Genomic DNA, 26,056 nt, shown 5'->3' with positions numbered 1-26,056 from the left:
TAAATTATGTTAATTCTCAAGCGCTACGCCATTTGGTAAAATTCCTTTTACTTTTTCTAATAGCTTTTTGTCATCTAAAAGTTTCTCATCTAAAATGACAATACTACCACTATCATTACTTGTTCTAATTAATCGACCAATTCCTTGTCGCAAGCGAAGCAACATATATGGAACATCAATTTCCCAATATGGATCGCCACTTTCTGCCCTCTTAGCTTCAAAAACAGGATCATTAGGAGGAAATGGTAAGGAATAAATAATAACATTTTTAAGTGCATTTCCTGGTATATCTAGGCCTTCCCATAATGATTTTGCACATAAAATACTATGCTCATCTTTTTGGAACTTTTCAATTAGTGCAGTGATTTCCTTTTCCCCTTCAACAAATAGCTCCCAAGGTAAATTACTTTTTAAACCATCTCTTAGCTCTTGTAATTCTTTTTTTGAATTACATAATACCAGTGCTCTACCTTCAGATTGTTTTATCGATTCATTTAATGCTTCTATTTTAGCATTAGACGATTTAATAAATGGTGCATTAACAGTCATGTTTTCTTCATAATTAAATGGTGAAGCCACTGAAAAGGATAAATAGTCATCTATACCTAAGCTATTAGTAACGTAATTGAATGATTCATTTTCAGATAACGTTGCAGATGAGAAGATGTATGGTTTTTTGTTTTGGAAAACTTTATCACGCAAAACTTCTTTCACTGTTTTTGGCATTGTGATTAATGTAAAACCATCTTCATCTTCTTCTGACCAAATAATTGCATCATTCTCACCAAGAAGCAGTGTTAATGCATACATCATCTCATCTAAATGTTCATCAATTACTTTTGTTTCGTATTCATCTAAAACAAATGTTTCACTCTCAAATACAAGCTCATCACCGATAGTAGAAACTAATTGTTTTAATTTTAATGCTACTCCTTGTAATTGCTCGTCCAAATTAACTGTCATTCGATTGGACCCTTCGATACGTTTGCTACTCGTTTCAAGTACTTCAAAGAACACGTCAATTGTTTCCACGAATTCTTCCATTAGTAGGGCAAACTTTTCTCTAATATCGTTTTGTAATAACCTTTCGAAAAGTTCAATTAAAACATAATCTTTCATTTTATAAGATAATGCTTTTTGAGCGGAAACTTCCAAAAGATGTCCTTCATCAAATACTACAGAAGAGTATTCAGGCAATAGTGGTAATTGCCCCTCTCTTTTTCTGGCGTCACTCGTCCATACATGCTGCATGTAATAATCGTGTGAACAAATAATGATATCACTAGAATTTCTCACATGTTCACGAGTTAAAGTTTTACCACAGCGATGTCTCACATCACAAAGCGTGCAATTTTGAAAAACATCCCAATTAATATGTTGCCATTTTTCATCTTTTAAATCTGGGTACTGTTTTCGATCACCATATGGTTCAAATGTTTGCATCGTTCCTTGTTTCTTTGCGAATTCAGGAAGCTCTTTGTAGATGTCACCAAAAGTACTTCCTTTATGTTCAGGCATATTTATCTTTTGCTCTAGTTTTTTAATACATAAATATTGCTCATCTGACTTAGCAAGTCGAGCATCTATGTTTAAATGTAACATCTTATCTATTTTAGCAATATCACCATCAGGTTTTACGAGTTGCTCTATTAAAGATTCATCGGCACAGGCAATAATGGCAGGTTTTCCCGTATACCTTGCATAACAAATCGCATACAACAAATATACGATTGTTTTCCCTGTTCCTACTCCTGCTTCTGAGAGCATTACTTTTTTTTCTTGAAAAGCTCGTTCAAGCTGAAAGGCCATAAATATTTGTTCATCACGTAGCTCAAAACCATGTTCAGGCATAATGTCGTAGAAGACGTCACCGATCCAATCCCCTAATGATTCAAAAAATGATCTATCCTTATTATATTCAAATGGTAGTTTTTTTCTTTGTAACAATTCATTTACCTCCGTTATCAATTAACCCTTAAATGTTGATTATGTGTAAGAAAATAAGTTCTGTCAACATTTCTAGTTAAAATGGTTGTTCTCCCTAACATTTTATGGTTAAATATACAAAACTATGAAGGAGGATTGGGAATGGATCCTATATTAATAGATTTTCCACAAGAATTTGAAACAGAACGTTTGAAAATACGGATGCCATTACCTGGTGACGGGGCATATGTGTATGATGCAGTAATTGAATCTATTGAAGAACTAAAAGTTTGGCTCCCTTTCGCAAACGGTGAACAAACGAAAGAAAAATCAGAAATCAGTGTCAGGCAATCTTACTCCAACTTTATTTTACGTTCAGATTTAAGAATGCATATCTTTCATAAAGAAAATGGTAACTTTATTGGCTCAACAGGACTTCACAGAATGGATTGGCAAGTGAGGAAATTTGAAATTGGTTATTGGATTAGAACAAGCGAAGCACAAAAGGGATATATGATTGAAGCAATTCGAGGGTTAACACAATTTGCATTTGATCAGTTAGCAGCAAACCGTGTAGAAATTCGCTGTGATGAACAAAATGAACGAAGTAAAAAGATCCCTGAAAAGTTAGGGTATATGCTCGAAGGAACCCTTAGGAACGAAGATCTTAATTCTCATGGAAAATTACGAAACACTCTCGTCTACAGTATCATCGAAAAATCAAACTTAAAGTGAGGCTACTTCCATACCAAAGTAGCCCCCTTAATTCATAAACCAATCTTTAGGATCACAAGCTTCCTTTATTAAATGAGGGTATTCCTTTTTCACATTATAACTTTCTAGTAACTCGTTCAAAAACATAAGTTTTAGGCTAATTTCGTTAGTGATATGAACGTTGATGTTTTTCATACTATGCTCATCCTTCCAAGGCAACAATATATCTTGCAACCGAGTTACTATGTTTGTACATATATATAAAGTCGATATCAGTTGTAATTTCTCATTAAAGGTTAGTAGCTTGGGCAATTCTTGAATCTTCCTTTTCCAACTTTCTTCACAATCACCATTTACATACCAAGCAAATAACTGTCTTATTATCTCTAAGCGCTCGAAAACTTCCTTTCCTCCTTTGTTCTTATCAAGTACAGCTAGGCCAATGATCTCTATTTGCTGACTAACTTGGGCAATTCTTAGAAAAAGCTCATCCTCTCTATCTTTTTCTAGATAACTTTTGCTTACATACTTGTCCATCCTTATACCTCCTATATTTCTCCCAATACCACTTATATGTACTTAAATTTAAAAAAGACCTATCTTAGAAATGGAACGGTTAAACGCTTAATATGTTTCTATTAAGGCAAAATGATGATATAATTTCGTAGACAAAGCTATTGGAGGAATTACAGTTATGATAACAGTTAGTAACGTAAGCTTACGATTTGCAGATCGCAAGCTATTTGAAGATGTAAATATTAAATTTACTCCTGGTAATTGCTACGGTCTTATTGGCGCAAATGGTGCTGGTAAATCGACATTTATTAAAATATTATCAGGTGAAATAGAAGCACAATCAGGTGATGTACACCTAGGACCAGGTGAACGTTTAGCTGTCCTAAAGCAAAACCACTTTGAATACGAAGAAGAAGAAGTACTTAAAGTTGTTATGATGGGTCACGAACGTTTATATGAAGTTATGCAAGAAAAAGATGCCATTTATATGAAAGCCGATTTCTCAGAAGAAGACGGTATGAAAGCTGCAGAACTTGAAGGTGAATTTGCTGAACTTAACGGTTGGGAAGCAGAATCAAGTGCAGCTGTATTATTAAAAGGATTAGGAATTACTGAAGAACTACACAACAAAAAAATGGCAGACATCACTGGCTCTGAAAAAGTAAAAGTCTTACTTGCACAAGCATTATTTGGTGACCCTGACGTACTATTACTAGATGAGCCAACAAACCATTTAGACATTAAAGCAATCCAATGGTTAGAAGAGTTTTTAATAAACTTCGAAAACACTGTAATAGTTGTTTCCCATGATCGTCATTTTTTAAACAAAGTTTGTACACACATTGCTGATTTAGACTTTGGAAAGATTCAAGTTTATGTTGGAAACTATGATTTCTGGTATGAATCAAGTCAATTAGCATTAAAAATGGCGCAAGATGCGAACAAGAAAAAGGAAGAAAAAGTTAAAGAACTACAAAACTTTATTGCGCGATTCAGTGCCAATGCTTCCAAATCTAAACAAGCGACATCTCGTAAAAAAATGCTCGAAAAAATTTCACTTGACGATATTAAGCCTTCTTCAAGAAGATATCCTTTTGTAGGCTTTACTCCGGAACGAGAAATTGGAAACGACTTATTATTCGTTGATGGCATTTCTAAAACAATCGATGGAGAAAAAGTGCTTGATAATGTTAGCTTCGTTATGAATAAAGACGATAAAATTGCTTTAGTAGGAAAAAATGAATTAGCAAATACTACGCTCTTTAAAATCTTAATGGGTGAAATGGAGCCAGACAGTGGAACATTCAAATGGGGTGTTACAACTTCTCAGGCGTATTTCCCTAAAGATAATTCAAAATTCTTCGAGGGTTGTGATTTAAACCTTGTTGATTGGTTACGTCAATTCTCACCAAATGATCAATCAGAAAGCTTTTTACGTGGTTTCTTAGGTAGAATGTTATTCTCTGGAGAAGAAGTGTTGAAAAAAGCGAGTGTCTTATCAGGTGGAGAAAAAGTACGTTGTATGCTATCTAAAATGATGTTAAGCAATGCTAACGTATTGTTACTTGATGAGCCGACAAACCACTTAGATTTAGAGTCTATTACAGCCTTAAATAGTGGATTAACGAAATTCAAAGGTTCAATGTTATTTACTTCACATGACCATCAGTTTGTCCAAACAATTGCAAACCGCCTAATTGAGATTACTCCTAAAGGTGTTGTAGATAAAGTGATGTCTTATGATGAATACATTGAAGATACAAAGTTACAAAAACAAATTGCAGAAATGTATAAATAAAGTACAATTATAATAGAACTGAAACACTCTAGTAGAAATACTAGGGTGTTTTTCAATTAATAAAAAGTGCAAACAAAATCGACTACATAATTAGGAGATACTTTATATGACATTGCAAATTGTAAACACGAATGATCAAAAGACAAAAAATATAATTAAAAAGCAATTATTTGATTATAATATAAAGCATTTATCTGAAGACTTAAGAGGACGTTTTGAAGAGGTATCATTAATTCTTCTCGATAATAATGAAAATGTTGTGGGTGGTTTATTAGGTGAAATTTGTTGGAATTGGCTAGAAATTCATATACTTATGGTTAACGAAGACATCCGTAAAATGGGGTATGGAACAAAATTATTATTTGAAGCTGAAAAAATTGCAACACGTAAAAAGTGTGACTTTATTAAACTAGATACACTTAGCTTTCAAGCTCTAGATTTCTATGAGAAACATGGGTACGAAGTTTTTGGTGAAATAAATAATGTAGGGCGAGACCACAAACATTATTACTTAAAAAAAGATTTATAAAAATAACGCTGCTTTAATTAAGAAACACCTTAAACTAATGATTTTATTAGTTTAAGGTGTTTGTTGCTAGTACCTAATTTCTTGGAGGTCTCGGTCCCCAATATTGATAATATTGTGTTTCGATAAAACCGTTAAATAGCTTTCTTCTTTTTGTAGCCTTCTTCCCATACAATCTTTCGAAGTCTTTATGAGAAGTAATAATATATTTTGACCAAGTATCTAATTTTTCAAAGGTTTTACCCATTTCATGGTACATTTTCTCAACGTCTTCTCTTTCACCTAATCGTTCTCCATATGGTGGGTTACAAACAATAACTCCATATTCTTTTTCAGATTGTAAATCAGTAACTTGCATTTGTTTAAATGTAATTAAGTCCGCAAACCCTGCTTCTACTGCGTTATTCTTGGCAACATCAATAATATTAAAATCGATATCCGTGCCCATAATGTCTAAAGGTTGATCATAATTTGCTAAGTCTTCAGCTTCTTCCAAAGCACGGTTCCATGACTCTTCTCCAATTATATCCCATGAAGAACTTGCAAAGTCACGGTTAAAACCAGGTGCAATATTTTGACCTATCATAGCCGCTTCAATCGGTATAGTTCCAGATCCACAAAAAGGATCAACAAGAGGTCTGTTCGCATTCCAAGTAGAAAGCTTGATCAATGCAGCTGCTAATGTTTCTTTTAATGGCGCAACATTTTGATCTACTCTGTAGCCACGTTTGTGTAAACCAACCCCACTAGTATCAAGAGTAAGTGTTACAACATCCTTTAGAATAGCTACTTCAATTCGATATAAGTCTCCAGTCTCTTCAAACATTGAAATTCGATGATATTTATACTTTTTTCTCATGCTTTCAACGACAGCTTTTTTAACTATTGCTTGGCAGTCAGAGACGCTATATAATGTTGATTTTACTGATTTTCCGATTACAGGAAATTCTCCTAATTCAGGGATGAATTCTCCCCAAGGTAAAGCCTTCGTTTTCTCAAATAACTCATCAAAGGTAGTAGCTTTAAATTCACCAATTCTCAGTTTCACACGATCTGCAGTTCGTAACCATAAATTAGCTTTACATATTGAATCTTTATCCCCGTCAAAAATGACTTTACCATTCTCTACCGTAACATTTTCAAATCCTAAGTCGCGAACTTCTTGGGCAACAATAGACTCTAAACCCATTGCAGCAGTTGCTATTAATGTAAGTTTCATTGTTTTACTTCCTTTTCCCTTTTCATTGATACAATTATGTAGTCATCATCATATTACCATAGATGCGTTTGAAAACAAAAAAACCTTGCTATATCAGCAAGGTTTGATATAAAAAATTAAGTTTTAATTAATGTCGGTAACCAAAAATGTTCTGTAAGCCATGTTTTGTTCCGTCGTACTGCAAGCGGCTTGCGCCTCGTACTCAGGTGGCAACCATCTATCTCAAGTAAGAAATCTTACTTGCCTACTCTCCGTTTTATTCCTTTGAGTAGATGCCCCTACCATCGTTTGGGTTTCTCGCTCGTGGGGTTTACCTCGTTCCACTCCTACCGTTTCCAATAGGACTTCGTCACTGTGGCACTTTCAAAGGTACTAAACCATATCCGAAGACTTAGGAAGTTCCCTTGCCGTTAGTCCAGTTGAAACCGAACTACCCTAGCTTATTTATTGGCTAGGCACGAACACTACGATCATTACAGATCGTGCGAGCATGGACTTTCCTCAACATCACAAAGTGATGCAGCGATTGCCCGAACATTTTTGGTCGTCATAGCGACAATACTTATTATATTATCTAGCGTCATAAAAATCAATACTGTTTCATTTGTAATTAATTCCAATAATTAGTTGTTATCTAACTTGCTTCCGAATACATGTCTTTCCAAATTTGATAATCGTTTTAAAATATCATAGTTGGTTGTGCCAACATGCTTAGTAGTTGCTTCCACTTTACTACCTTGTTCAATTTCCTTTTTTAACCTTAAATTTTCTTGCTCCAGGCGGCTAATTTCTTGATGTAAAGTTTCATAATCCTTGATTACTAAGTCTAAGTATTGATCAACCTCATCTTGATTATAGCCACGAATACTCGTTTTAAAGTCTTTCTCCAATATGTCCTTGGCTGTAAGTTCGATATTTCCTGTTTTCAATCTTTATTTCACCTCAATACAGGCATTACCCTTCATATTCTATTATTGTTTCATTTGCATTATAAATTGTCAATTGTTATGTGTTATTGTACCCAATAATTTGGATCATTTTCATTTTCGAGTTCTGCTGCACTTTCAATATCATATGGAGTAATGTAAAGAATAGGATAATTTTCATCATTTTCGTACCGCTTCTGAGCTTCTGTCAAATAATAACTTGGGGATCCTGGCTTATCTTCATCATATAGAATAACTAAACCATCCGTCTTACTTACTAAGTATTGATTTTTTATACGTAATTGACTTGGGTCTTCATATGGTTTTTTTGAAATACTATCAACAAAATCCGCTTCTAATAACAATTGGTTGTATCGTTCCTTTGCGTCATCTTTCCAGCGTTCTTCTTGATTAAAAAATGGTGTCAATACACCTAGTTTAAGATTTTCGTACTTTTCCTTTAGTTCAACTACGCATTCACCCGCCCAAATTTCTACACCAGGTTGTCCACTGATTATAACCCACTCAAGTCCTTCTTCAATTAACGAAATGAGTTTAGTCTTCACTACTTGTTTTATAATTCTTACACCGGGGTGCTTATTATCGAATATCCCCAATTCATGAGCTTTGTAACCAGTAACTAAAACCACTTTCATGAATTGTACACCACCCTTCTATGTATATTGTAAATCATATAAAATTATTAACAAGAAAAAAAGACCGGCCTAAAGACCAGTCCTTAATTAGTCGTTTACCATCCAAAGAATGGACGACGAGGCATAGGTTGAGGCATTTGGTGTCCCATCCCATGTGGCTTCATATAATGATGGTCCGGTGCTGGACACTTAGGATATCCACATTGTTGATGTTGATGTGAAACTTCACAAGTATGACACTCATGATGTGGGTAATGGTGTTTATGAGTGTAAACATGGTGGTGCTTATAAATTGTTTCACTTGGGTGAATATGATCGACAACATGCGGGTGGCAAATATGCTTCACACATGTCTTTTTAGGGTGAACAATTGGTCCTTTTGGTTTATGGCAATGCAATCTTTCCATCTCCTTTTTCTAATTTGTTGTGTTCACTAGTAACTTATGTTGAAAAAGGTGTACATGTACTATTGCAAATGCCTAAATCACGCCTAATTAACACTATTTTTATAAATTATAATGATTATTCCGTCTTTCATTAAATATTAACCTTGATATTCGTTTTTAGTAATCGCCCTGTTACAAAATGTAAATTCAAATAAGGCATAATTAACTCGTTGGTATTTTTATCTAAAATTCGACAAAAAGTAATAAAATAATGATTGTTTTGATTGTATTATTTAAATATACTCTCGAAATAGTTCATATTTTGCGCTTACCGGGGAAATAAAACATTATTTCATTTTTCTCTTTAATCGTTCAATTCTTTTAATAAACATCTCTTCCATCTTTTGTTGTTTCGTTTTAAAAATCCTCTTCTGTTTTTTCCATTCTTTATACGAATCAACAGCATAATTTGTAGCCTTATTAATATCTTTCTCTTTATGTTCATAAAGCTTTGCAAGTTCAATCCCAACATTTACATCGTACGTGTTATTTTCAAGCATATACTGCCTAAAGTAACTAATCGATTCTTTACTATTTCCTACTTTTTTATATAGGAATCCTAATGCTTTCAAAGCTTCCTTTTTTCTATGGTGATTTGTAGTGATCAACTGCTGGTATTTTGATATTGCTTCGGTATTTTCTCCATTTTGCTCAAACCATTTAGCTACTTCTATCAATTCACTACTTGTATTTCCTTCTTCTTTTAAGTCCTCTAGGAGTAGTTCCGATAAGTGTGTATATAATGTTATTAAAGAAAGGACATCTATTTCATTATGCTCAAACACACCTTTTAAAAGGCTTGGGTTCCCGGTTTTTAAGTAGTCAAAGTAATAGATAGGTGCTAAATATCCTGGAGTATCTCCATTTCTTGAAATACCTAATATTTGTTTTTCAATCGTTGCTAGTTTAACATCAGGCAAAGTTTTTTTCCAAAATCTCCTCGCCGCATGTAATAGATCAAAATGGGCAAATTTAGGTAACGTTGGTAATTCTTTCTTTAGCATAGTATGTCTTGTTTTTAGTTTTGGCCAATCAAATGACTTCCCATTATAAGTTACTAACGATTCTAGACTTGTTATATCTGCTAAAAACTTTTTATAAAAGGCAATCTCTGAACCTGGTCCGGTTAAAAAATACTGTTTTATTAGCACACGATCCCTTAATACCGAAGCTGTCCCTAACATAAAAATCATGTGTCCAGCAGCACTTCCTAAACCAGTCGTTTCTGTATCAAAGAAAATAATTTCATTCGGTGACACATTTGCCGATGATAATGGATGTGCGACGCCTGACTGTTGCCAACGCGCCACAACATCGTGAAACCTACTTAGTTCGTACAATCCATGCTTATAGTTAAGAGGATACTCTACCTCACGAACCAAACAAGATGATTCATCAATTTTATATTCAAGAGCGTTTAAGTCCCTCCAAAATGATAAATATGATTCTAAATCATCTTTCAAAAAGTTGTTATTCTCTCCTGTTTCAGAACTAGTCTTTTCTGAAGTTAACTCTTTTCTATATCTAGTTAATTTATTTTTAAGCGACATCGTTCTATCCAACTTTCTAATTATTAAGATGTTTTATCACATAGGATTCAAAGTTTTTTGCTCCTCCTATATGGGTTAAGGCAGAAATGTACTTATTTAACTCAGAAATATCAGAATCAGAAGGTATGGCCTTTAGAAACGGTTGTAACTGATTATTTTTCAGTAAAAAGTCAACTAGCACTAACATGCCAACTTCGTTTTCTAACCATTCTTCAATCGTGGTACCGCTTTGACTAAGTTCATTCATTCTATCCATATATAATGATTTTCCATTATAAAAGCTAAGTCGATAACTGTCATTATCCTCAATTAAGCTTTCTAAATAAAATGCAGTTAGAGCTGACTTTATCATTTTTAATTCAGGTGAATTTGAAAGCAGATCGACCTTCATGGTAATTAATGAAGTGAGAACAATTTCTTTTGCTCTTTCTTCATTATTAGACATTACATGTTTCATTTCACCTAATATTGGCGCACCATAAGTGAAAAATGATTGGATTTTCTCATTTTCGTATAGTTTCAGAACGTAATTATCATTATCACCTAAAGTTTCAGTTAACATCGGTACAAACTTCATTACATATCTTCGATAAATCAAAGCTTCATGTGTTTTTCCATTTGGATAAAATACATCGATTTTGTCGCCCCATTCCATTGAAGCGAATGGATAATCATTTAGAAGCCAATTATCTTTGCCTTTCACGATAGAAAAAGGCACATGAGTAGTATTATTATCAATAGAAAATGTAAATACTATATGACCATTATATATGGTTTGGAGCTCAATATCAGTTACTTGCGCTGAAAATTTATTTCCACTTTCAACGTCGGCTCGTAACTTTTCATACCAACTAATTTGTTGTTGATAAAAAAGATCATTTTTTTCATTTTGAAATTTTTTAAATAATGCTAAGTCACCCTGCTCAAGAGCAAGAAGATATTCCTTCATTTCATTTTTTATTACTTTTTCAATTTTATCAAAATCATGGTAATGATTATGTTCAATCCATTTTATAAATAGGTAGTTGCTATCACCATTCATAAAATAATCCGTAAATCTCATCATTTCCTCAGTATCGACTTGGTTATAAGCATACTTATCATAATAAGCTGCTAAAAATTCCAATGCAGTTTTAGCCCCTTCATATTTTTCATAAAAAAGATTCCAATATTCTAATGCTGGCTTTGCATATAAAGGCGCAAATACGTTAGCATTTTTAAATCCAATAATAGGTTGATTTGAATGTTTGAAAGGCGAACTCGTATTATAATAGTTCTCCTTCAATAATCCAAACGTCTTTTCAAGACCACGATCTTTAAAGTCATAGAAGAATAGGTTTGTGGCTAATGTCGTCATTCCTTCGTCTATCCAACTATGATGATAAGGATCATTGTTAATAACGCCATAAAACCATTGGTGAGCAATTTCATGGACGATTGTATGCTTGATTAAATTAGTATTTCGGTTATGTGCTTGATTAACATTAACTGTTACAATACCGGGATATTCCATACCAGAGACATATTTTCCGTCATTTAAAATGATATCTAATTGTTTATGTGGATACTCACCTATTTTTGTATGGAAATAGCGCATTGCTTCAAAAGAGGTTTCTAACAAAGTATCCATTGAATTTTCATATTTCTTATGTGCTATTAACCTTATCTCAATGCCTTGGAAGCTAATTGTTTGGATGATATGATCTTCCTTCTTCCGAATTGTAAGGAAAAACTCCTTCACATTTTTTGCTTCTAATGTTTTTCTGTGATCATCAAGTTCAGCATCGGTTTCTGAGGTGGTTGCAGCAAAATAATGCTCAGGTATCTCAAAGTCTACTTTAAAGTTGCTATGCGACGTATGATAGGACTCAGCTAACGTTGAATATTCATTGATGTTCCACCCAGCATTATAAGTTGCTAACATCGGGTACCATTGCGCAAGTTCGAAATTTCCTTCATATTGAGAAAATCGCACGCCATTTTCTGGTATAGTAAACGTATAAGAAAAGTCCACTTCTACAGTTTCACCGTTATTAAGCTGCGTTGCTAATGGAACAATCAATCGATCGTATTCTAAGTTAAACGATGTCTTTCTTCCATTAACCGAAATTTGTTTCATATCAACATTTGCAAACGTACCAAGTTCAATTGGCGTTTTTTTACTTCCATTCATCATAAATTTTTCATGACTTTCTTTAGTGAAAGCATTAGGAATAAAATAGAATGAAAGATTATCCCATGAATCAGCAGAATTATTTGTTACCTTTACTTTCGCATTAACGTTGAACATAAAGTCATCTGTTAGCTTTAAGGACAACTCATAACTTGCATTACTATCAGAGTTAAGCTCAGTCGGATAAAAGTTAGCTAAACTCGGATGTACAACTAATTTAGGTAATTCATCCTCTTTATTTTCCTCATTTTCTTTCTTTTGATTATTAACAGCTTGGGCACTAGACTTTTGCTTCATATCGTAAAACAAATACCCTGTAATACTTGTGAAAACTAGTATGCTAACAAAACCAAAGAAAGTTACCCATGAAGGCTTAAACATTTCCCATCGCTTAGTTTCTTTAACAATAGGCAATTGCAATTTCTCAGTAGATACAAATGAAAACGCATCTTGAGAAGTTACGTCAAACTTCATTACTTTACTTGCTACTAACTTCGGCTTTCGCTTAAGCAATGTTCTTTCACTTTTCAAACCATCGATAATAAAGTTTAGAGCTAAGATGGTTAACGAAAATGCCAATACTGGTGCAAAGACAATCCATGGATAAGCGATCATATAATCAGTCGAATCTCCTATTAATCCAGCCCATTCATTACTACTTGAGACTTTCGTAAGAATTTTTTCTCCTTCGAAAGATACATCCTCTGTAATATAATCTGCTCCACCTATAAAAACTTCTAAAAAAGCCAAGTGGGCAAAGATCATTAATACATTAACCATTTGCTGAATATATAAAATAAATAACCTAGGTTTTAATATAGGTAATACGTGTTTGATGAAAATATGAAACTTCCCACCACCAAGTGTACTAGCATTAATAACAAACTCTTTTTGATAGATTTGTTCAATTTCGGAAGATATAAATACAGCTAGTGTTGGTACCGCTAACAATGTAATAACTGCTAGCGTCATTAAAAACTTAGTTAATGACCCAAAACTCCATGAATAAACAATTAAAACAGGTGATAGCATTAAGTAAGCAATAATTACAAATGGGGAATAAAAAAACGAATCAGTAATTCTAATAACCATCTTCCTTATCCATTTAGGAAGTAATCGTAAAAAAAATGCTACGACGGTTGCAATCAGTAAGCGAGCAAAACTAATTACTAATCCAAAGCCAATTGTATACTTTGCACCATCAATAATTTTATATAGCATGTCTTTTCCATGTTTATCTGTTCCTAACCAATATTCGGAGGACGGAGAATAAGGTGCTTGTGTAAAATTTCCTTTTTCATCAAATGACCACCTGACAGTTTCAGGTACAATATCTGCAAATACAAGGGTATATAAGAAACTTGCAATAAGCATGAAAGATAAAAATAACAGTCCTATTAATGAAAGGGGATGTATTAAAATTTTTTTCATGACGAACTTAAACCTCCTTCTACACCTTCTCTATTAAAATAAGAAGTTGTAAATTTCAATAAAGCAAAAAAGAGGTAGAAAGGTATATATATCATGATTAAACCAAATGTAATAAGCTCAGGGTTTTTTGGACCATTAATTAACATAAAATTTAAAAAGCCATTCATCATAAAAATAATTTCCATAATTAATAGGTTCGACAAAGCGAGCCAGAAAAAAACTCTCCCTTGCCCTAACAGTGTAATTAAACAATTTCTTAAAACATGTACAAGTAATATCCTACTTCTTTTTAATCCTTTCCCTTTAGCAAGTTCTACATAATGTCTATTATCTTCTTCTTGAAACACTTGGAGTAAGTATCTTGACATAAATATAGTAGGAAAAATAGATAAACAAAAAATCGGCAAGGCATATGGTTGTTTGTCACCAAAGGAATAAATATCAAATACTAATATGTTCGTTTTTTGATAGATAAGGATAAAACAATATTGTAATAACAAAATGATTAAAATATCTGGAAATGATTCAAATATATACATAAATTTTGAGATCATATTCCGGAATTGAGTTGGAAGTAACATTAAGAAGAGCGTGAAAAGAATAGAAAATGATAACCCTAATAACAGAGAAGTACCTAAAATAGTCATCGAATATTTATAGTCGTCCCAAAATTGCGGGAACAAAGAATAGTAGTTTCCATAGGAGTAGTATTTATATTCAGTAATATTTACAATATCTTTTACAGTTTCAACCATATGTAAAATGTATTCACTTACATAAATATCCATTTTTTCATAAATAAACAGTGTGTTACGTAATTGTCCCGTATCTAGCATAACGATTATTTCACGTAATGCATCCATCCGGAAAAATAAGTATGGCATTGATCCAATCATAAAAAATCCAAGGATTGTTAATAAAAATCCAATACTATTTTTAAAAACTTTCAAATACAAAAGTATCCCCCCTACAAAAACCTTTTATCTAATTAACCCTTCATAGTAATGACGAGTAATTAGATAAAAAGTTCCCTTGGTTAAATAAAAGATTAGTTAGCAACTGAACTTATATGTCCTAACAGTTTTTTTGCATCGCCTTTATTCCCAAGTTCAGTGCATGAAGGACACCCTTTTTGGCATGGACAGTTTTTCATAACGGATTCAACTTGGTGCAAGATTTCTTTAATTTGTTTATGTACATTCTCACTAAGGCCAACACCGCCTGGATATCGATCATATAAGAAAATAGTAGGTTGATTGGAATGAATTGCTTTCATTTGTGGTACAACATAAAGGTCATTTGTATCACACATAATAAATAATGGTGCAACATGACGAAGAACATTAGCTATTCCAACTAAACCTCTTTCAATTTGCTCATTGGATGCTGACGAAATATTATCACTATCAAATGAAATCCAACATGCATTTGTATGCATTTCTTCTTCTGGTAGGTGAATTGGACCAGAGCCAATATTTTCATGTGTTTCAAATTTAATTTTCTTAAAAATTGTTGCCATTGCATGTACAGATACTTCACCAAAACTATTTGTGAAGTTACCCATTTGTACCTTAAGTTCTTCATCCAAAACTTTTAACTGAACAGCAAGATTTGCATCAGTAAAATAATCAACAGCAACTTCTCTAACGAATGCCTTTTTTTCTTCCCAATCTAATAACTCAACCTGATATTGAACACCTTGATGTAAATAAATTGCTTCATCATGTAGTAGAGTCATTGCGCTGAATCGGTCCATTTCACCAATTACTTGATGATTTCCTGTTATTGATTGGTCGATGATTACAACATTTTCTTGGGAAGCAGATCTTAAACTAATGTTATGTGCTGGAAATGAATCATTCATCCAGAACCACTTACTAGATTGCTTGTGTAGTATTTGTTCCTCTGCGAGAAACTCGAGCACCTCTTCTATATCTTGTCCGTCGAATGTTTCTCCTTCAGAAAAAGGCAACTCAAATGCTGCGCATTTAACATGATCAACTAAAATAATGATATTGTCTGGGTTAATTCTAGCTGTTTCTGGTGGCCGATTAAGAAAATACTCAGGATGTTGAATAATATATTGGTCTAGTGGCGAAGAACTTGCTACTAAGATTATTAAGGCTTCATCTTGCCTTCTACCAGCCCGCCCTGCTTGCTGCCAAGTACTAGCAATCGATCCAGGATAACCGGTCATAATACAAGCTTGTAGTTGTCCGATATCTACACCTAATTCTAACGCATTCGTACTTACTACTCCTTTAATTTCTCCTGACCTTAACCCAGCTTCAATCTCTCTTCTTTGCTTTGGTAAGTATCCACCACGGTATCCTCTAATCGATTTAGGCCCTAACTCGTTTTTCACGGACTGTTGTAAGTAATTTAATAGTATTTCTACTCTAACTCGACTTCTAGCAAACACTATCGTTTGAACATCATTAGCTAACAATGTATTTGCTATATTTTTCACTTCCAACGTTGCACTACGACGAATATTTAACGGTTCGTTTACTACTGGCGGGTTATAGAAAACAAAATGCTTCTTTCCTGAAGGGGCACCATTTTGGTCAATTAGTTTCATTTTAGTACCCGTTAAATGTTCTGCAAGTTCTTTAGGGTTTGCAATCGTTGCAGATGTACAAATAAATTTTGGGTTACTTCCGTAAAAATTACAAATTCTCTTTAAGCGGCGGATTACATTTGCAACATGACTTCCAAACACTCCTCGATATGTATGTAATTCATCGATAACCACATATTTTAAGTTCTCAAAAAGCGATACCCATTTCGTATGATGAGGCAGGACAGCAGAATGTAACATATCTGGATTTGTAATTACGATATGACCGGCCTTTCTAACTTTTTGTCTAATGTTTGCTGGTGTGTCACCATCATATGTATAACTATTTATTGGTACACCCATTTCAGCTATGATTTCGTTTAGTTCACTTTTTTGATCTTGAGCCAATGCTTTAGTTGGGAAGATATAAAGTGCCCTACTTTCCATGTTTTCCATCACTTCCTGCAGTACAGGGAGGTTATAACAAAGCGTTTTTCCAGATGCAGTAGGAGTAACGGCAACAAAGTTCTTCTTCTCTATCGCTAATTCTAACGCTTCCGTTTGATGGCTATACAATGATGATATTCCTCTATTTTCTAATGCTCTTCGCAGTGTATCATTTATTTCACTTGGAAAAGGTTTGAATTTCGCAGGTTTAGAGTCAAGTGTTTGCCAGCGGACTATATTTCTATTTAATTTATTATCATTTTTCATTTCCGTAATAATTTCTTCTAACGTTTGTTTTCTTTTCATTGGAAGACCTCCACCAGTAGGTATTGTATCTAGTTTAAGTTTACCGAATAAACGTTCGTGTAACAAGTAAAAAAAGCCTAGCAGCGCTAAGCTTTAATTTGCTTAAATAGTCAACAATAATTTGTAAATCTCTAAAAAAATTAAACAATCGTTTAATTTTTTAGGTTTTCAGTTAATAGTTTCTCAGCTGCAACCGACTCCATTGGTTTTCCTAAAAGGTATCCTTGAGCACTATGGCATCCAAGCGATTTAAGATGGTGTAGTGTAACCTCATCCTCTATTCCTTCAGCAACAACTTGTATTCGAAGAGACCTAGCTAGTTCAATAAGTGTTTTAATAATTTTTTTGTCTCTTTCATTTATAGTTAGTTCTTTTACAAACACACGATCAATTTTTATTATATTAATTGGTAAATCACGTAAATATAAGACAGATGAATACCCCGTTCCAAAATCGTCTAAAGCAATATGAATACCTTTATTTTTTATTTTCTCTAATAAAGGTACGATTTGATCTGATAAATGAAGGAATGACGTTTCCGTTATTTCAAAATGTAATTGCTCTGGCAGAATACCATATTTTATTAATATATCATCAAGCATATCTACATACTGACCATAATGATTAAGCTGTGCAGGTGATATGTTAATTGCAATAGAATAATTAGTCCCATATAACTTGTTCCATTCTGACATTTGTTTGCACACTGTACTAAAGATCCAGTTTCCTAACGGAATAATATGTCCCGTAGACTCTGCAATTGGAATAAACTCAGCTGGAGAAATGAAACCATACTTTTCTGTATTCCAACGAATTAAAGATTCGAATCCCGTAATATTGTTTGACTCTAATCCAAATTGAGGTTGGTAATACATCTCAAACTTATTTTCTTCTAATTCATTAATCAAATTAGCTTCTATCCACATGTGACGCTCTTTCTTAAGGATGATATTCTCAGTACACAAAAGATATCGTTTACTTCGTTTACCAGTAATTTCATCCATTGCAAATGTGGCTTGTTGAATTACAGTATCCAGATTTGTTTTTTCATCACCATTATACGAACTGATGCCAATTCTAGCTGATAAATTAAGGGTTTGGTATTTCATTTGAATTGGTTTAGCTATTGTTTCTAGTAACTGTTCAGCGTACAGACTACGCTCATGATTAGTTGTTAATCCAAAATGAACAATTAAAAATTCATCTCCATACAATCGGATAACTAACCCTTTATTGTTACTAATATTGTTTAGTCGTTCTGCGATGGCAGATAATAAGTGATCACCAACTGCTTCAGTTGTATTTACAAACTTAAAACGGTCTATATTTATTAAAAAGATAGAGATGTTTTTTTTGTTTTTGGCTGGGAGCGCCTCAAAATACATTTCCAAGAATCTCTTTGTGTTTAATCCCGTTACTTGATCTACATACATATCTCGTTCTAAATCAATTAAATAACCGAGAAATTTGGCAACTGTAACAATTAAGTCTAATTCTTCTTTAGTAAATATGAGGTTACGATCCATAGCACAAAGAGTTCCAAACAATTCTCCATTTCTTAACTTGATAGGAAAACCTACAAAACAACTAGGTCCAATTGTTTTTGTTGGTGGCATGTTCTTTGTCTTTAAATGTAGTGCAGTATCCTTTATAACTGTTGCGCTTGTTTCATTATTAACTACAGTTGAACAGTAGGAATCTTGAAATGGAATAGATCCTTCTTGAACAAGTATTTCGGCTTTATTAAGCACTTTTATTATTTTATTTGTTTTTAAATCATTGCTTGCAAGGAAAATTGTATTAGCTTTTATTAGAGATCCTAAATGCTCTAGTATCTTTTCTGCTTCAGGCATAAAATATAAATGATTCTTTTGAAAGAGTGGCATATCATTTTAATCTCCTTTACACTTTCCAAGTGAAATTTATTAGTAATAAATATACCACCCTATGTTTATCAAAAACAAAGATATTTAATTGGTAATTTTCTTAATAATTATATTTTCACAAAATAATAATTGTTGTCATTTTATCAAAAAAAAATCCCCTAGACAGGGGATTTTTTTATTATTTACTTGTTTTGCTTTTTCTAGCTCTATCATTACGACTACGATCATTACGGCTACGTTCGCCTCTATTTCGATCACGATCTCCGCCGCTTCTTCCACCGCGATCATTTCTTCCACCCGGGCGACGACGGTCATTTCTTCCTCTGCTACCACCACGATCGTTACGTGGACCTTTAGAGCGAAGTGGAGCGATGTCTGTAAGTTTTACAGGTGTTTGATCAGGTTCTTTCGTTAATAATTTTAGGGCTGCTGCTACTAAATCAATTGAGTCTACATCATTTAATAACGTTTCAGCAATACCTTTGTATTCAGAATAGCTATTTTCTTCGACAATTTTCGTTAAGCTATTGATTGCTTCTTGCTTATGTCCTGCAATAACATCTTCATAGCTAGGAATTGGTTCTTTAACCATTTTCTTTTTCGTTAATTGCTCGATTGATTTTAAGTGATTTACTTCTCTTGGTGTTACTAATGTTACAGCAAGACCTTTTTTACCTGCACGTCCTGTTCTTCCGATACGGTGAACATAACTTTCAGGGTCTTGAGGAATGTCAAAGTTGTATACGTGTGATACTCCGCTAATATCCAAACCACGTGCTGCAACATCTGTCGCTACCATGATATCAACCATTTGCTCTTTAAATTGACGGATAACTTGATCACGCTTGGCTTGCGATAAATCACCGTGAATTCCCTCAGCAGAATAACCACGTTTTTTAAGCCCTTCAACTAATTCATCTACACGCTTTTTTGTACGTCCAAATACGATTGCTAATTCTGGTGATTGGATATCTAAAAGACGATTTAATACATCGAACTTTTGATTTTCACGCACTTCGATATACGTTTGATCGATATTTTTAACTGTCATTTCTTTCGCTTTAACTTTTACATACTCAGGATTATCCATAAAGCGTTCAGCTAAAGATCTAATTCTTGGTGGCATTGTTGCAGAGAATAATAATGTTTGATGACTATCAGAAGTTATCTCAGCTAAAATTGCTTCGATATCTTCGATAAAGCCCATGTTTAACATTTCATCCGCTTCATCAAGGACTACAGTATTAATATTATCTAATTTGATTGTTTTTCTACGGATATGGTCGATTAAGCGGCCAGGAGTAGCTGCAATAATTTGTGGTCTCTTTTTAAGAGAACGAATTTGACGACTAATTTCTTGTCCACCATAGATTGGTAATGTAAATACTCCTTTTACACTTCCAATTTTGTTTAATTCTTCGGCAACCTGAACTGCAAGTTCACGAGTTGGAGCAATTACAATTCCTTGGATGCCATTATTGCTCATATCAACATTTTCTAATAATGGAATACCAAACGCAGTAGTTTTCCCTGTTCCTGTTTGCGCTTGACCAATTAAGTCTTTCCCTGTAAAAGCGATCGGAATAGACTCTGCTTGAATTGGTGTTGCTTCCTCAAACCCCATTGCTGTAATTGCTTTTTCTAACTCTTTACTTAAATTAAAATCTGAAAATTTTTTCAAACCGATAATTCTCCTATCATAATTATAATTTTTTATATCTTCTTTATAGTGATCCATAAATTCGTATTATTTATAATTCGCATATTGTTACGGTTTCACTCATAAAAAGAAGATTAATTTGTTTGTCCGATCATGTAGACCCTTTAATTTAGCTAACTCTAGCCAAAGGTCATTTATTTATTTAATTAATTAAGAACATTACACTCATGAAAACATCTTTAATAATGATTTAAGCTTTCTTTAGGAAAGCATGTTGTAACTAAAACAATGAAAGCCCTACCTCTCTTTCATCCTTACGGTTCCTAGACCGTGCCAGTGTGAATTAGATGTAAATTAATCCAATCCAAAGATAGCTTAATGTATTAATAAATAAAATTTATCTTTTCTATACAGGGAATAGTTAAGGAAGGAAGTTTTTCAAAATGTGAGAGTAATAGTAGAATTCCATCGACCATTTATTTAAGGTGATTTTACATATAAAGGGGCTAACTTTTATGCAAAAGGGTTTTCAACTTTCGTAAAGTGTGGAGAATTTTAGTAAGTAAACATGTATTAACACATCTACATTATAATTCTAATCCCACATCAAAACCTTATCCTATATTTAATTATTTACTTATTGGATTCATGAGTATTACATGATTGAACTATATAAATAGCTACAATGATGACAAAAAAAACAGTCGTATGCATCTATGAAATGTAGATTTATGATGCACTTCTACATCTCAATTGAAGCTACGACTTATCTTTTCTTGCAATCGTTTAACTAGCTAATCAACAAACTTATCTTATCTGATTTTTATATAAATGTCAAATGACGTCTGTAATAATAGTGTAAAGAATACTGTATAACACTGAAATTGCTTAAATTCTATGTTACAAGAAGATTAAACCATTTTTTCCCTAATGATAAAATGAATAAATACTTGCTATGCTTTACGTGTAGCAAAAATCGAATCAATTAAAAGGAGGATTCATCCATGCAAAAAGTAATGAAACATTTATTAATTGTTGTCGTAGCAACTTTAGTGATAAATCCTTTAAATACATTTGCTGGTGCAAACTATGAAGTAAAACAAGGTGATTCATTATGGGCAATCAGTAAACACTTTGGTATTTCTTTAAATGCTTTACGACAAGCGAATAATAAATACGACAATTTAATTTATCCTGGTCAGTCATTAATTATACCTGCTACAATTACAAATGAAGAAAAAGAATTATTAGCACGATTAGTTCGAGCAGAAGCTGTTGGAGAACCGTTTGCAGGAAAAGTTGCTGTAGCAACTGTTGTCTTAAATCGTGTAGATAGCGACCTATTCCCAGATACTATAAAAGAAGTAATTTACGAAGTTTCTCCTGGTGGGTATTATGCATTTTCACCAGTGCAAAATGGTCAAATTAATAAAGCAGCAGATGCTGATTCTTATAAAGCAGTTGAAGAAGCATTAGCATTCCGCGGTCAAGGACAAGGATCAATATATTTTTATAATCCAGTAACTGCTAAAAGTGATTGGATTCTTTCTCGCCAAGTAACAATACAAATTGGGAACCACGTTTTTGCAAAATAACTAAAAGGGCCTAATAGGCTCTTTTTTTTGTTATAAAAAAAGCACTGTCATTACTATTTTATCCTAGCTTAGCAATTCCTTATTAGCGCAAAAATAATACTCGCCATGTGGCGAGTTTCATAATTCAACACTTAAGAATTTTCTATATTTTGACCAATTTCACTTTTTGCTATTTCTAGATTAGCTTCTTCCATATCAGTATGTTCATTTATTGAATTCCCAGTGTACATTTCTGTAGTTGTAAATGGTTGTTCAGCCATTGAGAATTGTGGATTTAATGCTGTATCTTTAATGACGTCTTTTTCTTCGCTAATAAATGTATCTCTTAAGAAGGACTTATCCTTATTCATTCCTTTCACCTCTTATTCATATCATTAGTCAAAAACATTCTTTTTATGTTAAATAGATATCTACTGTAAAACTACATATTGGAAAATAGCCCAATATTAGCTTATGATAAACCAATAATTTTTGTGCAAGATAGTAGTGAGGGGTTGATTATATGGCTAGAGGAAAATCTTACAATCATAAACGGAAAAATAATGAAAACAAACCTAAAATAGCACAAGTAAATAATGATCGCGAAAAAAATTCCAAACGATAAAACAATATAATAAAGCCCATTTAAGGGCTTTATTATCTATAAAAAGGGTGAGTTCTTTGTTATTAATGGAAAGTAGGACAATACTAACATTGTTATTTGTCGATTTCTTAGCATTATATATTCTATTAAATATATTATTTATTATGCCATTTAACGGTTGGACAAAACCTCGTAAAATTATAACTGGTATAAGTGCTCTTTTATTGTTAATTTTCGGTGGATTTCTAACTTATTTTACTATCTCACCTTTAGCACTATGAGTATTAAACATCATTATTATTTTTCTTATTTTGCTTTAACCTTTTCAAAACCTTTACTAAAATGTAGCTAAACGGTAGTACAAATAATAATAAATAAGGAGCAAATCCAATTAGGCCAACTACAACAATAGAAGCAAAGTTAATAATTGCATTGACACTATTAATAAAAGCTTTTTGGGATCTTTCCAAGATGTTAAGGTCGTCTTTCGTTATTTCAGGTACAATTACTTTTTTCTCATTGATATGAATTGTTACTGTTGCATAATCAACATGGTTTTTCAAATAATTAATGCGCCCTTTTATTTGTTCAATTTCTTGTTGAACACGCGCTAAGTCATTTGAAATTCTAAGTAAATCTTCTGTTTTGTTTGCACCATCTAAGAAGGTAAGTAATCGCTTTTCAACAATTTCCTTCGCTTTCAGCCGTGATTCTAAATCGGTATACTCTTCCGTTACATCATGTCCACGAACTGTTCTTTCTATAACTTTCCCACTGAATTCTTCCACTTTCACTAAAAAATGTTGAAAGTCCTTTGAAGGAACTCGAACGATAAGTTGAGATGTTCTATTCTCCTCACCGTAATCATAAATCGATGATTGTATGACATATCCACCTAATTGACTTACAAGTAACTCAATATTATTTTTTGTTTTTGACAATTCTTTTGTTTCAATTGTCATATAACCTTCATTGACTACTTTTCTTTCCGGTTGCATTCGATCTTCATCGTAATTATATTTTCCTTCTTCAGGTGTATCTCCACTGTCGTAGCTATAATCTCCTTCTTCAGCTTCACCATCGTAACGATTAGGCATATCAGAAGCTGGGCTTTCCATACCATCATCACTATAGCTCTCATCACTATTAGAGCAAGCAGCTAAAATAAAAAATAACACTATAGCTAACATAAATAAAAATGGTCTCATTTTCATATTCAACTCTCCAAAATCGTATTTACTATGTAACGCTAAGTTGAATAATAATGTTTCATTTCCTCTGAAAATATAATTATTTTTATGCCTCGTTTTTATCCAAAGCAAGGTGGTCACGCATAGTTCCAATAATATATTTTACAGATGCAACTAAATCAACAAACCGTTTATACCTAGTATCTAGTTGAAAATGAATGACGGCTAATATGTTTATATTTTCAAAAGTTTGATCAATTTGTTCTTTGTAAATGTATTTAATATTATTATGCTTTATCCAATCTAATGCTAGTGCTTGCCATTTCATTGTTATAGATTCAGTTGAATTTACAAATGGTTCTATCTCGGAAAAAAAGTCGAACACTTTATCATTTTCGTGAACTTGGTTATAGTTGTTTTCCATCTTGGTAATTAATTGTTCTATTTCTAACGTAACTAATTTCAATTCCTTTATTTTTGTATCTGTCATGTTTTATTTATTCCTTTCTATTCTGTCACCTAATTATAAAGGAATAATTGCTAATATGAAAAGCCGCTTTGAAATTGAAGTACTTTTTTTTGACCAGTATGATCTCTTTCTGAACGCAAACTATTTTCAAAAGAATCAATTGCTAGCTTCGTTTGAATTATTGAGTTATTAAGTGCTATAACATTTTCATCGTAGCTCCTTATAATTTGTGTAGCTTCTTCATCCGTTCTTCTTTCAAGTGTATTTTCTATAGCGGTCATTTTCCTTAGTAATTGATTCAACTTATTTTCTACTTGTTGTTTTGCCTCAATCATTTTAAAATCACGCTCCTACAGTTTTCTTAATAGTAATTTCGCTTAAGAAACTGTATTACCTTTTACACTGACAAAACTAGTAGCTATTCGGCAAAAGAAGTGCCTTTCTAACAAAAAGAAGCGTTATTTCAATATTGCAGTGCATTAATTTCCACCTCTTGTAAGTTTATGTTGCACCGTGGCTAACAATGACAATTCAAAGTTCTTTTTGATGAGCCACTTTGTTAACTCGTACTTTTTCGGAATAAAAACCTTCTTATAGAATGGCAAAACATCATACGTACTAATATACCAATCAGGCAAAGCGCTTTTATGATGTGATATGATCGGAAAAGTCCCACGTAATTCTGGAGTTATTCTTATATGCTTCTCTCGGTATTTTTCATAATCATTACGTGACCCAGTATGTTCAGTATGCAAAGAAAACTGATTAAACAACTCACTTTCCCTCGAGTAAAATAGTAACCAATACAAATATTTTCCTACCTTGACTCTTTCCTTTACTTTCGTAAATTGGTGAACTGAAAATCCATATAGCTTACCACTCATTGTTGGAAATATCACTGAACTAAAATGGAGAATGTCTTGTAACTTATAGGGAAGCGATTGAAATACATTTTTTTTATAAAATGGATCATTTAATACAGGTCCTTCAATAACATGCTGTTCATTAATAATTTGTGATATAACTAGTCGATCGCTATGGTGCTTGGTCCAAAATCGTTTCCATTCCTTCACCATAAACTTTGATACTCCGAAATGAGTTAATAAATCAAAAAGTGGAATTCCTAACTTTTTTGATTGCTCATATATCAATAGTTGTGGATAGGCATCTGAGAAAATAAGCCAATTTGCTCGCTCGTAAGTTAAAAATAATAAACTTCTGATTTCTTCATTCAAAATTTCCCGATAACTATTTGTTACTAAATCCGTCATATTCCAACCAGCATTACGAGATACCATACTTGCTAAAAATGCCCACCTTATTTCTCGGTTTCGTTCATAAAATTTCTTATAAAATACGGTACGTGAAATATTATCAATATTACCTTGTTTTGTCTGTTCTTTTATTTGTTCGACTAAAGAAACTTCCTGTCTCGTTAAAGCTTTACTCACAAAACCACCCTTTTTCAGCGATTTATGA

The 26,056-nt window shown here is 33.0% G+C and carries 22 protein-coding genes and 1 other RNA gene; 5 read left to right on the top strand and 18 right to left on the bottom strand.

The features are described 5' to 3' along the window. Window positions 1-9: 9 nt before the first annotated feature. Window positions 10-1,947, bottom strand: a complete 1,938-nt coding sequence (locus tag CIB95_RS07670) for an ATP-dependent DNA helicase (protein ID WP_094923924.1) — start codon at window positions 1,945-1,947, stop codon at window positions 10-12. A 141-nt stretch (window positions 1,948-2,088) separates the two neighbouring features. Between CIB95_RS07670 and CIB95_RS07665 the strand changes: the two genes are divergently transcribed. Next, window positions 2,089-2,661, top strand: coding sequence for a GNAT family N-acetyltransferase (locus CIB95_RS07665; RefSeq protein ID WP_094923923.1), 573 nt, complete (start codon window positions 2,089-2,091; stop codon window positions 2,659-2,661). A gap of 27 nt (window positions 2,662-2,688) precedes the next feature. On the opposite strand, the gene CIB95_RS07660 is transcribed toward CIB95_RS07665, so the two are convergent. Further along, window positions 2,689-3,177, bottom strand: coding sequence for a hypothetical protein (locus tag CIB95_RS07660; RefSeq protein WP_094923921.1), 489 nt, complete (start codon window positions 3,175-3,177; stop codon window positions 2,689-2,691). A gap of 157 nt (window positions 3,178-3,334) precedes the next feature. Between CIB95_RS07660 and CIB95_RS07655 the strand changes: the two genes are divergently transcribed. Both CIB95_RS07655 and CIB95_RS07650 read left to right on the top strand, forming a co-directional pair. Then, on the top strand, window positions 3,335-4,954 hold the full coding sequence (locus CIB95_RS07655; RefSeq protein WP_094923919.1) for an ABC-F family ATP-binding cassette domain-containing protein: 1,620 nt from the start codon (window positions 3,335-3,337) through the stop codon (window positions 4,952-4,954). Between the two features lie 106 nt (window positions 4,955-5,060). Then, complete coding sequence (locus tag CIB95_RS07650; protein WP_094923917.1) at window positions 5,061-5,483, top strand: GNAT family N-acetyltransferase; 423 nt, start codon at window positions 5,061-5,063, stop codon at window positions 5,481-5,483. A gap of 73 nt (window positions 5,484-5,556) precedes the next feature. Here the strand turns inward: CIB95_RS07650 and CIB95_RS07645 are convergent, their stop codons facing one another. From CIB95_RS07645 to CIB95_RS07595, 11 genes are all read right to left on the bottom strand, one after another. After that, entirely contained in the window at window positions 5,557-6,699 is a 1,143-nt protein-coding gene (locus tag CIB95_RS07645) for a THUMP domain-containing class I SAM-dependent RNA methyltransferase (RefSeq protein ID WP_094923916.1), read from the bottom strand. A gap of 149 nt (window positions 6,700-6,848) precedes the next feature. Further along, window positions 6,849-7,237: RNase P RNA component class B (rnpB, locus tag CIB95_RS07640), an RNA gene on the bottom strand. 85 nt (window positions 7,238-7,322) lie between these two features. Continuing rightward, window positions 7,323-7,628, bottom strand: coding sequence for a cell division regulator GpsB (gene gpsB, locus CIB95_RS07635; RefSeq protein WP_094923915.1), 306 nt, complete (start codon window positions 7,626-7,628; stop codon window positions 7,323-7,325). Between the two features lie 83 nt (window positions 7,629-7,711). Beyond that, window positions 7,712-8,281: a DUF1273 domain-containing protein gene (locus CIB95_RS07630; RefSeq protein ID WP_094923913.1), complete on the bottom strand. Its 570-nt coding sequence runs from the start codon at window positions 8,279-8,281 to the stop codon at window positions 7,712-7,714. Window positions 8,282-8,376: 95 nt separating this feature from the next. Further along, a complete protein-coding gene (locus CIB95_RS07625) occupies window positions 8,377-8,679 on the bottom strand; it encodes a CotD family spore coat protein (protein WP_233143961.1) in 303 nt (100 codons plus the stop codon). 335 nt (window positions 8,680-9,014) lie between these two features. Continuing rightward, complete coding sequence (locus CIB95_RS07620) at window positions 9,015-10,277, bottom strand: ribonuclease H-like domain-containing protein (protein WP_094923909.1); 1,263 nt, start codon at window positions 10,275-10,277, stop codon at window positions 9,015-9,017. A gap of 16 nt (window positions 10,278-10,293) precedes the next feature. Beyond that, a complete protein-coding gene (locus CIB95_RS07615; protein WP_094923907.1) occupies window positions 10,294-13,881 on the bottom strand; it encodes a M1 family aminopeptidase in 3,588 nt (1,195 codons plus the stop codon). Then, window positions 13,878-14,837, bottom strand: a complete 960-nt coding sequence (locus CIB95_RS07610; protein WP_094923905.1) for an ABC transporter permease subunit — start codon at window positions 14,835-14,837, stop codon at window positions 13,878-13,880. Before CIB95_RS07610 ends, CIB95_RS07615 begins: the two co-directional genes overlap by 4 nt. A gap of 92 nt (window positions 14,838-14,929) precedes the next feature. Next, the gene (locus CIB95_RS07605; RefSeq protein WP_094923903.1) at window positions 14,930-17,194 is read right to left on the bottom strand and encodes a DEAD/DEAH box helicase; all 2,265 of its coding nucleotides are present in this window, start codon (window positions 17,192-17,194) and stop codon (window positions 14,930-14,932) included. A 152-nt stretch (window positions 17,195-17,346) separates the two neighbouring features. Further along, window positions 17,347-19,080, bottom strand: a complete 1,734-nt coding sequence (locus CIB95_RS07600; protein ID WP_094923900.1) for a sensor domain-containing phosphodiesterase — start codon at window positions 19,078-19,080, stop codon at window positions 17,347-17,349. 178 nt (window positions 19,081-19,258) lie between these two features. Then, entirely contained in the window at window positions 19,259-20,761 is a 1,503-nt protein-coding gene (locus CIB95_RS07595; RefSeq protein ID WP_094923898.1) for a DEAD/DEAH box helicase, read from the bottom strand. Between the two features lie 995 nt (window positions 20,762-21,756). Between CIB95_RS07595 and CIB95_RS07590 the strand changes: the two genes are divergently transcribed. After that, window positions 21,757-22,335 carry a cell wall hydrolase gene (locus tag CIB95_RS07590; protein ID WP_094924215.1) on the top strand — a complete coding sequence of 193 codons (579 nt, stop codon included), beginning with the start codon at window positions 21,757-21,759 and terminating at the stop codon, window positions 22,333-22,335. A gap of 131 nt (window positions 22,336-22,466) precedes the next feature. Here the strand turns inward: CIB95_RS07590 and CIB95_RS07585 are convergent, their stop codons facing one another. After that, a complete protein-coding gene (locus CIB95_RS07585) occupies window positions 22,467-22,685 on the bottom strand; it encodes a hypothetical protein (RefSeq protein ID WP_094923896.1) in 219 nt (72 codons plus the stop codon). A gap of 310 nt (window positions 22,686-22,995) precedes the next feature. Here CIB95_RS07585 and CIB95_RS07580 point away from each other — a divergent pair, with 310 nt between their 5' ends. Further along, window positions 22,996-23,199 (top strand): hypothetical protein, encoded by a 204-nt coding sequence (locus CIB95_RS07580; RefSeq protein ID WP_094923893.1) that lies wholly within the window; start codon window positions 22,996-22,998, stop codon window positions 23,197-23,199. A gap of 3 nt (window positions 23,200-23,202) precedes the next feature. Here CIB95_RS07580 and CIB95_RS07575 read toward each other — a convergent pair whose 3' ends face one another. The 4 genes from CIB95_RS07575 to CIB95_RS07560 form a co-directional block, all read right to left on the bottom strand. Next, a complete protein-coding gene (locus tag CIB95_RS07575; RefSeq protein ID WP_094923891.1) occupies window positions 23,203-24,132 on the bottom strand; it encodes a DUF4349 domain-containing protein in 930 nt (309 codons plus the stop codon). 82 nt (window positions 24,133-24,214) lie between these two features. Further along, window positions 24,215-24,598, bottom strand: a complete 384-nt coding sequence (locus CIB95_RS07570; RefSeq protein WP_094923889.1) for a DUF1798 family protein — start codon at window positions 24,596-24,598, stop codon at window positions 24,215-24,217. 50 nt (window positions 24,599-24,648) lie between these two features. Further along, complete coding sequence (locus tag CIB95_RS07565; RefSeq protein WP_094923886.1) at window positions 24,649-24,912, bottom strand: hypothetical protein; 264 nt, start codon at window positions 24,910-24,912, stop codon at window positions 24,649-24,651. A gap of 144 nt (window positions 24,913-25,056) precedes the next feature. Continuing rightward, window positions 25,057-26,028, bottom strand: a complete 972-nt coding sequence (locus CIB95_RS07560) for a DUF2515 family protein (protein WP_233143959.1) — start codon at window positions 26,026-26,028, stop codon at window positions 25,057-25,059. Between the last annotated feature and the right edge of the window lie 28 nt (window positions 26,029-26,056).

The sequence above is a fragment of the Lottiidibacillus patelloidae genome, assembly GCF_002262935.1.
Lineage (GTDB): Bacteria > Bacillota > Bacilli > Bacillales > SA5d-4 > Lottiidibacillus > Lottiidibacillus patelloidae.
Note: the sequence above shows the minus strand (reverse complement) of the source record. Positions and strands in the feature narration are given on the sequence as shown.

What these genes read in the sequence shown, in the direction of transcription:
- CIB95_RS07655 (WP_094923919.1), top strand. Translation starts at nt 3,335, where the DNA reads ATGATAACAGTTAGTAACGTAAGCTTACGATTTGCAGATCGCAAGCTA.
- CIB95_RS07620 (WP_094923909.1), bottom strand. Translation starts at nt 10,277, where the DNA reads ATGTCGCTTAAAAATAAATTAACTAGATATAGAAAAGAGTTAACTTCA.
- CIB95_RS07600 (WP_094923900.1), bottom strand. Translation starts at nt 19,080, where the DNA reads ATGCCACTCTTTCAAAAGAATCATTTATATTTTATGCCTGAAGCAGAA.
- CIB95_RS07565 (WP_094923886.1), bottom strand. Translation starts at nt 24,912, where the DNA reads ATGATTGAGGCAAAACAACAAGTAGAAAATAAGTTGAATCAATTACTA.
- CIB95_RS07585 (WP_094923896.1), bottom strand. Translation starts at nt 22,685, where the DNA reads ATGAATAAGGATAAGTCCTTCTTAAGAGATACATTTATTAGCGAAGAA.
- CIB95_RS07660 (WP_094923921.1), bottom strand. Translation starts at nt 3,177, where the DNA reads ATGGACAAGTATGTAAGCAAAAGTTATCTAGAAAAAGATAGAGAGGAT.
- CIB95_RS07650 (WP_094923917.1), top strand. Translation starts at nt 5,061, where the DNA reads ATGACATTGCAAATTGTAAACACGAATGATCAAAAGACAAAAAATATA.
- CIB95_RS07665 (WP_094923923.1), top strand. Translation starts at nt 2,089, where the DNA reads ATGGATCCTATATTAATAGATTTTCCACAAGAATTTGAAACAGAACGT.
- CIB95_RS07630 (WP_094923913.1), bottom strand. Translation starts at nt 8,281, where the DNA reads ATGAAAGTGGTTTTAGTTACTGGTTACAAAGCTCATGAATTGGGGATA.
- CIB95_RS07615 (WP_094923907.1), bottom strand. Translation starts at nt 13,881, where the DNA reads ATGAAAAAAATTTTAATACATCCCCTTTCATTAATAGGACTGTTATTT.
- CIB95_RS07645 (WP_094923916.1), bottom strand. Translation starts at nt 6,699, where the DNA reads ATGAAACTTACATTAATAGCAACTGCTGCAATGGGTTTAGAGTCTATT.
- CIB95_RS07570 (WP_094923889.1), bottom strand. Translation starts at nt 24,598, where the DNA reads ATGACAGATACAAAAATAAAGGAATTGAAATTAGTTACGTTAGAAATA.
- CIB95_RS07605 (WP_094923903.1), bottom strand. Translation starts at nt 17,194, where the DNA reads ATGAAAAGAAAACAAACGTTAGAAGAAATTATTACGGAAATGAAAAAT.
- CIB95_RS07590 (WP_094924215.1), top strand. Translation starts at nt 21,757, where the DNA reads ATGAAACATTTATTAATTGTTGTCGTAGCAACTTTAGTGATAAATCCT.
- CIB95_RS07575 (WP_094923891.1), bottom strand. Translation starts at nt 24,132, where the DNA reads ATGAAAATGAGACCATTTTTATTTATGTTAGCTATAGTGTTATTTTTT.